Genomic DNA, 11,923 nt, shown 5'->3' on the forward strand with positions numbered 1-11,923 from the left:
GATTGGGGGGAAAATTCAGGTACTTTTTCCCTGAAAATTAGGTAGTTGACCACCTGAAAATCGATAAAACCCCACACCCCACACCCCACACCCCACACCCCACACCCTGCCACCACCGAAAAACTTTTTCAGCAAGCCCTAATTATTGATTGTTTCTTATTTTATAGCTGCTGTGGTGGTCATGCTAAACCCATTCTTGCTCAAAAAGCAAAAAGGGAAATATATTCCCTTTTTCTGGCTTTTATGGACCCATATCCTAAACGGTTTCGGGTTGAACACCTCTTTGGTCGAGAATTTTCTGTAATTCAGCTTCGTCGGTTTTGGTCAAAGAAGTGCGTAACACTTTACCTCCGTAGGGGGCCACTTCATCGAGGACCTTATCGGGGGTAACTTTTTGGACGAGAACAAAGAGAGCAGATGTACCTGGCTGCATGGTTTCTCCCAATTCCCGCATAAAATTGTCATCCACACCGATATCACTTAAAGCACCTCCCAAAGCGCCACCAGCAGCACCGAGGACGGCCCCTAATAAAGGGGATAAAAAGAGCATTCCGATTAATAATCCCCAGAAACTGCCACTGGCGGCTCCCGCTGCTGTTAAATTGACCGCTTGCTTGAGTTTAATCTGGCCATCTTTGTTTTTAACCACTACGGCAGCATCTTCTAACTCGATGAGATGTTCCTGTTGCAGTTTAGCCAAAGTTAAACGAACTTCTTCTGCTTTAAATTCGTCCTCATAGGCGATGACAAATAGATCGGCCATAGTTTTTCCTCGATTATTAGTAAATAAAACCTTTATACACTACTTTTGCCGGATTAAAAAGTTTGAGGTATCGGAGAATACCTCAAAGCCATGGGGATTAGGTGTCATAAATACGAGCTTCAAAAGCATCGGGATTTTCTTGACAGTATTCCTCAAAATAGGTTTTTTCCGGTTTTTTAGCGCGTTGGTGTGCCAATTCTGCCTGTAATTCCTCAACAATATCCCAAGCTGCAGCACAATCGGGAGAATTTCCCCCTTTTTCAGCACATACTGCCCGGGCAATATCTCTAGCTTTGATAATCTCCGCTTCTAAATCAAGACTGCGGGGCTTTTCGACGGCGTTACCTTTATGGAGAATGTCGCTAACGGATATAACACCGAGCAAACCGCCTTTAATTACTGGTGCGAAACGAATACCGGTATTAGCAAATAAGCGGGCCACATATTCAACCCCGAGGTCGGGATTAATCACGATGCAGGGTTTGCTCATCACTTCATAGACGCGCACTTTTTGCGGATCTTGACCGAAAGCGACGACTTTATAGACAATATCGGTTTCAGTGATAATTCCGTAAGCATCTTCATCGTGACGGCGATCGACAATGAGAGTTCTAATGTTCTTTTCTCTCATCAATTGTACCGCTTTGGCAACGGTTTCAGAACCTTTAATCTTGGCCACCTCCGTGGTCATAATTTCAGCTGCTTTCATGGTCATAGTTGGAGAAGTTAAGTTGTGCCTTTGTTATTTTAAGGTATATCCTTGTCAAAAATCAAAGAATCCCATCTGGCAAGATTTCTAGTTCCAAGGACGCAAAAAATAAGAAACTAACATCAAACAGCCGACAACATTCCCCAGCAATAAGCGGGCTACCTTGAAATAGTTATCTTTGGTATAATACTGGGCTAACAGGATCAAGAATGGAATAGCTGTAGCTGTATAGCGAGTCGAATAATAATGGGTAATTTTAAAAGCTGTAGCGGCAACTACGATCACGGCAACATTTAAAAACAGAAATTTACTATCTTTATAGTGATCTCGGCAATTGTTGAGGCTGGCAATCAGAAAAAGAATTCCAAAGGCAAGCAGACAGGAGGAAGCTAAATAGAAAAAGAAACTTAGCCAAGTAGGATCGGGAATAATTTTCTGGAAAACTTGGTAGGCTGGACGAATAGAAAGGATTTTAAAGATAGCGTTGCCTAGAAAGCTGCTGACCAGGACAGATATTATTATCACCTTATTCAAGCTGAACCATTTGGGAGCGAGGATAAATAATAAAAGACCGGTGTAGGCAAAGGAAAGAAATCCGTTTACCAGAGAATATCCAGAAGATAATGAACTTTGACCGGGGGGAACTAATCCACCCCATACGCTAAAAACGATAGCGGGTAAAATTCCAGAAGTTAACCAGCATAATATTAAAGGTTGCCAAGATTTTTTTGAGGAACTAATTGTTAGTATTGGCAAGATAAACACCAGAACGAGAAAAGTTTGTCTGCCTAGGATTGCTATCCCTAAACATAATCCACTCAGAGCGGCTATTCCTAAGCTCATTTGCCGGTTATCTGCAATTTTTTCTAGAGCTATAAATATCAAGAAAATTGCTAAAGTTGCCAAGAGCATACCAGGGATTTCCGTGAGAGCCATGCCCGTAATCACCCAAATCATCGGTAAGCCCATAATTGTCAGACTAGAGACCAGTGGCTGGGGAATTTTGAAAATTTTTTGCAGGGTTAAACTCAGGACTAAAATTAACAGTAATAAAAGAAGAATATTAACCAACCTAACGGCAGGGGCTTGCAAATTGGTCAAGGGCTGAAAGATATAATGAATTATCGGGTATAACGGACCTGGGGCCGATTGTCCTGTACCGCGTAAGAATCGATAGGATAAACCGTATTGATTTAATAAATCTACTAACGGTAAGTGATAAACTTCATCATAAACGAGAGCATGGGGAGAAAGAAGTACACAGGTCAATAAAACCACAAAACCGATGAAATTGACCAGGACACTTGCTAGTTGAGCGGGATTAAAATCCTTAGTTATTTTCAGCATATTCATAATTTTGTGTCGAGGAAATTACTTTCCTAAGATTATGCTCTAGTTAATTAGGTTTGTCCAGAAGAAAATCGGGACGGCTTCAGGATGGCTGACGGCTAAAAAACCGATCCCTGATTAACGCCATTCTACCAGTTGTCGTTCTTGGACAACCAAACCATATACTGTCTCAGTTTGACGGGCTAAATTCGCCCAATGAAAGCGTTTTTCTAGGTCTTCGTAGGCGTTATTAACTAATTCGTGGGCGTATTCGGGATGATTTAAAACCTCCAAAATGCCCCAAGCGAGGGAATCAGGATTATTGACGCGGGTGACAATTCCCGTTTGGCCATGACGGACAACTTCGGGAAAACCGCAGGTATCGGAAACTACGACGGGAACCCTAGCGGCGAAACTTTCCAAGGCGACAATACCAAAAGGTTCGTAAAGACTGGGAAAAACGGCACAATCGGCCACGGTTTGGAAGCGATCGAGGTTTTCATCGGACATAAAGCCCGTAAAATAACAATGATGCCAGATACCGAGATGCCAAGCCTGTTGTTTGAGTTTGTCGGTATTGCCGCCACCGATAATGACAAATTTAGTTTGACCCTCGGTCTGGGCCAGGACTTTTGGGGCAGCGTTGAGTAACACCGAAACCCCCTTTTCAAAGGTCATACGCCCGACGTAATAGACGATTTTTTCGTGATCTTGGGCATATTGACGACGAAAAGCTCGGTAATCAAAGTTAGGGTCTCTTTGCTTTTTCTCGGCCCGAATACCGTTATAAACCACATCGATTTTATCCCAGGGTGCGCCCAAAGCCCGATGGACTTCATGACGCATATAGCCAGTGCAGACGATAATGCGCCAAGCATTATAGACGAGGGTTCCCTCTTTGCCGGCGATATAGCGTTGGGTGTCGGTGTGCAGTCCGTTATAACGTCCGTATTCCGTGGCGTGAATAGTGGCAATCAGGGGGATTTTAAAGAGATGTTTCATGGCAATGGCCGCATCCCCTACTAACCAATCGTGGGCATGAACAAGGTCAAATTTTCCGTATTCGGCGATTAGTTTGCCGCCCTGTTGCCCCATGCTGTTATTCATGTTGACCACCCAATGGAAAAAGTCATTGCCGGGGGGTACGGGGACACGGTGGATGTGAATGCCTTCCACCAGTTCGTAACTGGGGGCCTGACCGAATTCGATCGTGATTAAATGGACTTCATGACCGAGTTTGACGATTTCGGGATAGAGTTCAGCGACATGACGGGCGATACCGCCCACTAATCGCGGTGGAAATTCCCACGCCAACACTAAAATCCTCATTTTTCCCTAACCTCGACCTGATTTAAGCTTGTAGGTAATCATTGCATCCCCATGGTATCTATTTTGGCTCTGGTTTCTTCCTCTAATTGCCACTTTCCCCGCACCAGTCTTGAGAGGATTTCTTGTCGCCACTTGCTTAATTGTTCCTGAAAAGCGGCCGTTTGTAGATCGTTGCGCCAGAAAATTAGGGCCGATTCGCCAGTTTGCGGATAATAATTTTTACGCTCTCCAGCGACGCGGAAGCCAAAATGCTCGTAGATTGCGATCGCTGACTGGTTCGATACCCTCACCTCTAGCGTAGCCCTTTCCAGTTGTCTTTGTACAGCCTTCTCCAGAAGTTTGTAGAGAAGTAGTTTTCCTAATCCTTGTCTTTGATAGTCTGGGTAAATTGCTAGGAGAGTAATATGCGCTTCTTCGAGAATTGCCCAAAAACAAGCCAATCCGATTAGGGTTTCGTCATCCCGGTCTAGGGTAAGAATTAATAATTCACTGTTGGGGCTGTCTAATTCCCGTTGATATCCCGATAACGTCCAGATACCGCCGAGACTGGTGCGATCGAGTGCCACCATGGCGGCAAGATGCTCTGATTTTGGGGTTTTAAGCTGGATTTTTGCCATTGATCGGGGAAGGGAGCAGGGTGTAGGGTGTGGGGTGTGGGGTGTGGGGTGTAGGGTGTGGGGTGTGAGGAGAAAAAAGCTGTCTCCTGTCTCCTGTCTCCTGACTCCTGACTCCTGACTCCTGACTCCTGAATACTGACTCGGAGAATACTGACTCCTGAATTGAGCAAACCCTAATTACTATTGATGCGACTTAAAAAGGCTTGTAAGCGCTCGCTGTGGGGATGATTAAAAAAGGTGTCGGGATCACCTGCTTCTTCGATGACGCCTTGATTAAAGAACAAAACCTTGTTAGAGACCTCCTTAGCGAACTGCATTTCGTGGGTGACGACTACCATAGTCATCCCCTCATCGGCCAATTGACGCATAACGTTTAACACTTCCCCGACTAATTCCGGATCCAGGGCCGAAGTGGGTTCATCAAATAAAATCACCTCTGGTTTCATGCAGAGACTGCGAGCGATCGCCACCCGTTGTTTTTGTCCTCCCGATAATTGGTCGGGATAAACATCGGCTTTTGGGGCCAATCCCACCTTTTCCAGATAATGAATTGCCGTATCTTTAGCCTCATTTTCCGAGTGGTGTAACACTTGCTTGGGGGCCAACACCAAGTTTTGTAAAACGGTGAGATGGGGAAAAAGATTAAAGTGTTGAAACACCATACTTACCCGGCTGCGTAAGTTGCGGAGGACCGATTGATTTAACTTCGGGGAAGAGATGTCAATCCCCATCACCTCCAAGCGGCCGCCGTTAATTGTTTCCAAACGATTGAGACAGCGTAAAAAGGTACTTTTGCCGCAGCCAGAGGGACCGATTACCGATACCACATCCCCTTGATAAAGAGTGCCTGTAACTCCTTTAAGTACCTCTAAAGAGCCGTAACTTTTGCGTAAACCTTCACTGACAATCACAGGGGTAGTAGTGGTCATGATATCCTCTCGTAAAAAATTTTACATTCTGTCTGTACAAAGGTATCGAGATTAGTTTCTGCCAGATTGTATCCTTGACGACATTTTATCAAGAGGAATAATCATAATACTCAAATAGTCTCTCTACATCTGTCTTGGGTGGGAAGTAGGACGAAATTACTAACTTAGTTGAGCGAAAAAATCAAGGAGAAACAATTAAAAAATGATTAAATTTTGGCGAGGGCGGGCGGTACAGAGAGTTATCTTTGCCTTGTTAGGATTAGTCTTGGCGCTCGGATTAACTGTTATTCCGGCTTTTTCTCAGACCCCTCCTAATCCTTTTCGAGTCGCCACAGAAGCAACTTTTCCGCCCTTTGAATTCCAACAAGGGGGACAATTAACTGGGTTTGATATCGATTTAATGCGGGCGATTGGCAAGGAAGCCGATCTCAACATTGACTTTAGAAATTTACCCTTTGATGGCATTATTCCGGCTCTACAAGCGAGAACAGTGGAAGCCGCTATTAGTGGCATGACTATCACCGCCGAACGCGCCCAAGCGATTTCTTTTTCTCGACCTTATTTTAGGGCTGGTTTAGCGATCGCTGTTCGGGAAGATAATAAGACAATTAAAAATTTTGAAGACTTAAAAGGCAAAAGAATTGCCGTCCAAATTGGCACAACGGGAGCCTTAGAAGCGACAAAAATACCGGGGGCAACAGTTAGTCAATTTGACTCGGCGGCTTTAGCTTTGCAGGAATTAATTAATGGTCGAGTTGAGGCGGTAGTTAACGATAAACCCGTGACTTTGTATGCAATTAAACAAGCGGGTTTACGGGGAGTAAAAGTAGTCGGAGAATTATTAACGGAGGAATTCTACGGCATTGCTTTACCCAAAAATTCCCCCTATCTCCAGTTAATTAATGATGCTCTCGGTCGAGTCATAGAAAGTGGTCGGTACGATGCTATTTTTCGGCAATGGTTTGGAGAAAAACCGCCAGAATTACCCTTAGTTGCCCCAGCTTTAAATAATTTACAGGAATCAAGTTTTAACTGGGGAGAATTATTCTATAACCTGATTTTTAAAGGGGTTCCCTGGACAATTCTGTTAACAGTTCTGTCTTTTCTTTTCGGGTTAATCGGTGGAACTTTAGTGGCTATTGCCCTGATTTCTCCCTACAAATGGTTAAAAATAATTTGCCGCATCTATGTGGATTTCTTTCGGGGAACACCGATGCTGGTGCAATTATTCTTGATCTATTTTGGTTTGCCCGGGTTGTTCCGAGAAATTGGCTTAAATATCGACTTAGATCGTTTACCGGCGGCCCTATTTGCCCTAAGTTTAAATGTGGCGGCCTATTTAGCTGAAATTATGCGCGGCGGTATTCAATCGATCGATAATGGTCAATGGGAAGCTTGTTCTAGTCTAGGAATGTCCCCAGTGCAAACCATGCACGAGGTGATTTTTCCCCAAGCTTTTCGCCGGATGTTGCCACCGTTGGGGAATGAATTTATCACCCTAATTAAAGATACCAGTTTAGCGGCAGTAATCGGTTTTGAAGAATTATTCCGGCAAGGTCAATTAATGGTAGCCACTACCTATAAAGCTTTCGAGATTTATATCGCTGTTGCTTTGGTTTATTTGGTTTTAACTACCCTTTCCTCTGTGGTATTTAAGCGCTTAGAGATTTATATGGATCCCCTACATAAATCTAAACAGGAACAGAAAGCCTAGGATCAAGAGATGGGAACTGTTAACGAAGGCAGGGGGTAGTTAGATATGTGCAGTTAGCAGAAAACGGTTTTCTTCGAGAAACCCGTTTTCTGTGGGTTACTCAGATTTTCTGTCCGAATGCTTCGCCCCTACTTTTTCAGCAAACCCTAGGTAATTGACCACCCCTAAATCAATACATTTGTACTGTATTTGCCCAAAAAAATTCCAGAAAAGGAAATAAGGGTAAAAAGGGAAAAAAAGGGGAAAAGGGTTACAAAGTCCTCCCAGCACCGCACACCACCCGAAAACCGTAGTTGTAGTAGTCGCGGCGGGAGTCGTAGCGGCCGCGGTAAGCGGAACGGCAGACATTCGGATTGCTGCACCAAGAACCGCCCCGCAGAGGAGAACAATTACCATCCCCATTTTCTATCCAGACACTGCCATCCCTCGGCGCACCGTCATAATTATCGTGCCAGGTATCGGCGCACCACTCCCAGACATTGCCGTGCATATTGTATAGCCCGAAGGCATTGGGGGGAAATTGTCCCACGGGGGTCGTTTCTCCTCGATATTCTCCCTTCGCTTCCTCGGCGTAGGTATTGCTGGCATCGTAGTTGGCCAATTTCCCGGTAATGGTTTCCCCAAAGTAAAATGGGGTGGTCGTCCCGGCACGACAGGCATACTCCCATTCCGCTTCACTGGGAAGTCGGTATTCCCTTCCTGTCAACTTCGATAATCTTGCACAGAACTCGATCGCATCGTCCCAGTTGACTGTTTCCACGGGACGGCGATCGCTATCGGGATGGTCTTTAAAATTGGCTGGGTTGAGATCAAGGTCTTTTTCTACTTTTAAATCGGTACGGGAGGCGATCGCTTTCCACTGTGCCTGGGTGATGGGATACTTGCCTATAAAGAAGGGTGGAACGATGACTTGATGTTGCGGTCTTTCCCTTCTAAATCCTTCCCAATTAAAATTAAATTTTTTTACCAGTCTTTCGATTTCCTCGTCTTCTGTTCCCATCAGGAAAGTTCCCCCCGGGATGGCGACCATCTCTAAGGTGATGCCGTTGCCCAAATCCTCGCTGAAATATTGAGACTGCTTCGACTCTTTTTTGATTTGCTTACCCTTCGCATTTACTCCCACGATCTCAAAGTTAAATACTGATAACGATGGGAAATCTGGGTGCAGGGAAAACTCTCTTTTATCCGCTGGTGATTTGCTAGATAACTTAGGAGATTCTGGAGGTTGAGGTTGAGGGGGTTTCCCTTCTGTCCCAATCCAAATTCTTTTAAGTCCTTTCAATGCTTGGGGGTCAGCTGGAGAAACCGTCAAAATTCGAGTCCAGAGTTGTTCTGCTAGTTTTAAATCTTTTTCTAACTCAGCATCTTGAGCATATAGTTTAAGCGTGGCAACATCCTGAAGTGTTGCCTGTTTGGGCAACAAAATTAAATGATATTTCGTAGCGGGTTCAATCATCGCATAGGGAGTCTGGCGCGGTTTTTTGTATTGCTGATTAATTTCGCTCACCCGATAGCGCAGCCTTTGGTAGAGTCGCTCAACCGTCGCACAATTACCTTCCCCTTGGAGGCGCAGGGATTCTAGCAAGGCGTAGGTAAATGAACCCTGTTGGAGCAACTCGATTTCATAAGACCTTTCTGCTGGACTGCAAGAGGCAAAGGTAATGACACCAGGCTGAGGCTCTTCGCCGACTCCGGCTCCCTTCGTTTTTAAATCACTGCGGCAGGCATCTAGAAACAATACCACATTGTCAGCCCCACTATGCCGCAGGCGTTCTGTAACGAAACTCAGAGAAATAGCCGTCTTATCAATTAATTCTAAGTCAGCACTGCTGTCGGACAGCATCAGGTAATCTCGCTCGGCATGGCGGAATCCATGTCCGCTGAAAAAGAACCACAAATTATCTCCAGTCGAGAGAAACTGCTGTTTGAAGCGGTTAGTCAAAAAGCGGATTAATGTTGCGTAGGTCGGTTGAGAGGAATAGGGTAGACCGGCATCGACAATCAGCGGCGAGTTGTCGGTAAAAAGATAAACCCTTTTACTGTCAAACCCTGCCTCATGGACAAACCAGTCCCGCATTTTTTCTGCATCTGTCACCGCATAATTGAGAGATGGCAGATTTTGATATTTGTTCACCCCAATCGCTATCGCCCAATTATTAGCCATCTTTTCGCTTGAACTTGAGTACCACCGTCCCTTTAGCTCCCGCCTCTCCACCCGTTCCTAACAAGCTTACTTGTCCCTTGGCATTAATTTCTACTGACAGTTCTACCTCATCAAGTTTCATTCCTGACTCGGGATTTTCTGTCTTATCAAATGCTTCCTCAACGACACCGAGAAACTCTTCCATGTTTTGTTTTAAATCTTCGGCAGTAATACGCGATCGCTTGCTGCCTTTCCTTTTCTCCGATGTGTAGTCAGGACCGATATCGGTGCCACTTTTCTCGCCCTCTTCAACTGCGGTTTCATCGCTGATAATCCAAATTCCTCTTGATGTTGTTTCAGACATAAGACCTCACTTACTTTTTTCTTTGATCTCCAGTTCCGCCAATCTCCCCTCGACCTCCGCTATTCTCTGACTCAAAGGCACGGTCTCCACGGTCTGGGCTGATTATCGCCCTACCGATTGGATACGGAGACCATCAGACCCCTACCCAATATTATCTCAAGACTAAAAGGTTTTCTGGTGGAGAAATCGACCCAATTGACATCCTCGCCGCCGGGGCCGGACGGTGATGACCGGCAATTCAAATAGCCTTAACTGATAAACTATGAAGTTTGACTCGTTTGAATGAGATGAGAGCAAGCGGTGTTCTAACATAGAAAAACATAATGTGGACTTTGAGGAAATTCTCGATCTTTTCGATACTTTTCTTTATGAAATCCCAGATAATCGTAGGGGTTATGGCGAAAAACGGACGATAGCGTTTGGAGAACTTGAAAAACAGGTCTATTGCCTTGTATATACCTTAAGAGGCAAATCGTGTCGATTAATTAGGGTCTGCTGAAAAAGTTTTTCCTGGGGGTAGGGTGTGGGGTGTGGGGTGTGGGGTGTAGGGTTTTACCGATTTTCAGGTGGTCAACTACCTAATTTTCAGGGAAAAAGTACCTCAATTTTCCCCCTGATCACTCCCATGCCTGGTACTTTTTGATTGACAAAAAGTCTAAAAGTCTTACCCAACAAGGTTTTTAGATTTATTCAGCAGACCCTAATTAGTGCTAGGAGGGCAAATGAGCGTGAACGAAAAGCGTATTACAGTTTTCTTAAAGGACGGTAGCCAAGAGAAAATCGGGTTCTTCGTTACTTGTTATGGTTCGATAGGGGGGCATAAATCGACTAAATCCTTATCTGGCAAGAGATTTAATTGATTAGTTCGCTCTAGATCAAAAACAATTGACAAAAATCGCCAAATGCCTTTCTATATAAGGGTTACATCCCTTATAAACCCCGTCCATTGCATAACACAAACCGAAGAACCGAAAATCGTCAACGAGTCCGGCACGGAAAAACTAAAAGAGAGGGAACGTCTCAACAAGATGACCGAAGAGGAAATAGATCAAGCTGCCCGTTCCGATCCCGATGCGTTACCGGTAGAGGATGAGGAAATCTGGAAACAAGGTAGATGGGTGGGTCCTGAACCTTTACCTGAATTGGTTAGGACTGGCTGAAAAAGTAAGGGCGAAGCATTCGGACAGGAAATCTGCGGTTTCAGCGATGGGTTATACCCGAATGCTTGGCCCCTACAGGACTTCTCACTCCCCACTTTCCTATCCCTTTTAAACAGGATTTATTATTATTCGGGTAAATTCCCCGACTGTTAAAACCGACTAATTGAGCTTAAAATGCCGAGATGAAAGTCAATCAGTCGGTCGAACCCGCGTTTCTAGAGGCAGAAACCAGCCAAAAAGCCCCTAAACCAGAGGTAAGAACCACGACAATAATTAACCCGACCACTAACCAACTATTTTTAGGTAATTGCTGTCTTGAAGCAGTAACGGTGATAGGAGGGGTGACTGAGACTTCTTCCTTAACCCGCAGCGAAGAAGAGGGGGGTGTAACCAGACGGGGACGAACCGGGATGACGAAGGAGGGTTCCTCGATGGGATTCCTCTCGAAACTCTCTACCACTCTTTCTAATCGTCTTCCCTGAGCAACTACTGTCTCGATTTCCTGACGTAATTGCCGATTACTCTTGACAAGTTGCTGGTTTTGTGCTTCTAGAAATTCCACCCGTGCCTGAGTGGCCTGCAATTCTTTGACTAATTCTCGATAGACCGAGAGGGGAACCGAGGGGCGACCAGTGCAACTCTGGGGTACTTGGGGGGAAATACGCGGCGTATTGGTCATGAATTGACTAATTTAGGGCTTTTAAGCGGTAAAAATGGCCCACAGGACAGCAATTCCAAATTCAAACGGTAGTGTAGGATACAGAATTGATTTCGCTTCTGTCCCTCAAAATAGAGTGAACGAGTTGCCCATTGGGTTTTGCAGGAATGGAAGTCCAAGATTTGAGTTTTATAGGGATGCTGAGCTA

14 protein-coding genes are annotated in these 11,923 nt (G+C 44.9%); 3 read left to right on the forward strand and 11 right to left on the reverse strand.

The genetic code is table 11. The features are described from left to right. Positions 1-256: 256 nt before the first annotated feature. The 7 genes from O9332_RS06890 to O9332_RS06920 form a co-directional block, all read right to left on the reverse strand. Positions 257-763 carry a DUF1269 domain-containing protein gene (locus O9332_RS06890; RefSeq protein WP_002756665.1) on the reverse strand — a complete coding sequence of 169 codons (507 nt, stop codon included), beginning with the start codon at positions 761-763 and terminating at the stop codon, positions 257-259. A 97-nt stretch (positions 764-860) separates the two neighbouring features. Next, on the reverse strand, positions 861-1,478 hold the full coding sequence (locus tag O9332_RS06895; RefSeq protein ID WP_002756663.1) for a CP12 domain-containing protein: 618 nt from the start codon (positions 1,476-1,478) through the stop codon (positions 861-863). 81 nt (positions 1,479-1,559) lie between these two features. Then, positions 1,560-2,819: a glycosyltransferase family 39 protein gene (locus tag O9332_RS06900; protein WP_223212939.1), complete on the reverse strand. Its 1,260-nt coding sequence runs from the start codon at positions 2,817-2,819 to the stop codon at positions 1,560-1,562. Positions 2,820-2,939: 120 nt separating this feature from the next. Further along, positions 2,940-4,130, reverse strand: a complete 1,191-nt coding sequence (locus O9332_RS06905; protein ID WP_002756659.1) for a glycosyltransferase family 4 protein — start codon at positions 4,128-4,130, stop codon at positions 2,940-2,942. 38 nt (positions 4,131-4,168) lie between these two features. Beyond that, positions 4,169-4,747: a ribosomal protein S18-alanine N-acetyltransferase gene (gene rimI, locus O9332_RS06910; protein WP_002756657.1), complete on the reverse strand. Its 579-nt coding sequence runs from the start codon at positions 4,745-4,747 to the stop codon at positions 4,169-4,171. Beyond that, a complete protein-coding gene (locus tag O9332_RS06915; protein ID WP_288024475.1) occupies positions 4,633-4,917 on the reverse strand; it encodes a hypothetical protein in 285 nt (94 codons plus the stop codon). Before O9332_RS06915 ends, rimI begins: the two co-directional genes overlap by 115 nt. 3 nt (positions 4,918-4,920) lie before the next feature. Beyond that, positions 4,921-5,676, reverse strand: a complete 756-nt coding sequence (locus O9332_RS06920) for an amino acid ABC transporter ATP-binding protein (RefSeq protein ID WP_190723085.1) — start codon at positions 5,674-5,676, stop codon at positions 4,921-4,923. A gap of 202 nt (positions 5,677-5,878) precedes the next feature. On the opposite strand from O9332_RS06920, the gene O9332_RS06925 reads away from it, so the two are divergent. Further along, entirely contained in the window at positions 5,879-7,390 is a 1,512-nt protein-coding gene (locus tag O9332_RS06925) for an ABC transporter permease subunit (protein WP_288024478.1), read from the forward strand. A 250-nt stretch (positions 7,391-7,640) separates the two neighbouring features. On the opposite strand, the gene O9332_RS06930 is transcribed toward O9332_RS06925, so the two are convergent. Beyond that, the gene (locus O9332_RS06930; RefSeq protein ID WP_288024481.1) at positions 7,641-9,554 is read right to left on the reverse strand and encodes an SUMF1/EgtB/PvdO family nonheme iron enzyme; all 1,914 of its coding nucleotides are present in this window, start codon (positions 9,552-9,554) and stop codon (positions 7,641-7,643) included. Continuing rightward, positions 9,547-9,897, reverse strand: a complete 351-nt coding sequence (locus O9332_RS06935) for a Pepco domain-containing protein (RefSeq protein WP_288024484.1) — start codon at positions 9,895-9,897, stop codon at positions 9,547-9,549. Before O9332_RS06935 ends, O9332_RS06930 begins: the two co-directional genes overlap by 8 nt. Positions 9,898-10,222: 325 nt before the next feature. On the opposite strand from O9332_RS06935, the gene O9332_RS27980 reads away from it, so the two are divergent. Both O9332_RS27980 and O9332_RS06940 read left to right on the forward strand, forming a co-directional pair. Further along, positions 10,223-10,396 carry a BrnT family toxin gene (locus O9332_RS27980; protein ID WP_353853414.1) on the forward strand — a complete coding sequence of 58 codons (174 nt, stop codon included), beginning with the start codon at positions 10,223-10,225 and terminating at the stop codon, positions 10,394-10,396. Positions 10,397-10,799: 403 nt separating this feature from the next. Continuing rightward, positions 10,800-11,057 (forward strand): hypothetical protein, encoded by a 258-nt coding sequence (locus O9332_RS06940; protein WP_288024487.1) that lies wholly within the window; start codon positions 10,800-10,802, stop codon positions 11,055-11,057. Between the two features lie 193 nt (positions 11,058-11,250). On the opposite strand, the gene O9332_RS06945 is transcribed toward O9332_RS06940, so the two are convergent. Both O9332_RS06945 and O9332_RS06950 read right to left on the reverse strand, forming a co-directional pair. After that, the gene (locus O9332_RS06945; protein WP_288024490.1) at positions 11,251-11,736 is read right to left on the reverse strand and encodes a bZIP transcription factor; all 486 of its coding nucleotides are present in this window, start codon (positions 11,734-11,736) and stop codon (positions 11,251-11,253) included. After that, on the reverse strand, positions 11,733-11,923 hold a 191-nt coding region (locus O9332_RS06950), incomplete at its 5' end, for a hypothetical protein (protein ID WP_288024493.1). The genes O9332_RS06950 and O9332_RS06945, both read right to left, overlap by 4 nt.

This window comes from Microcystis sp. LE19-10.1B, from assembly GCF_027530565.1.
GTDB classification, from domain to species: domain Bacteria; phylum Cyanobacteriota; class Cyanobacteriia; order Cyanobacteriales; family Microcystaceae; genus Microcystis; species Microcystis aeruginosa.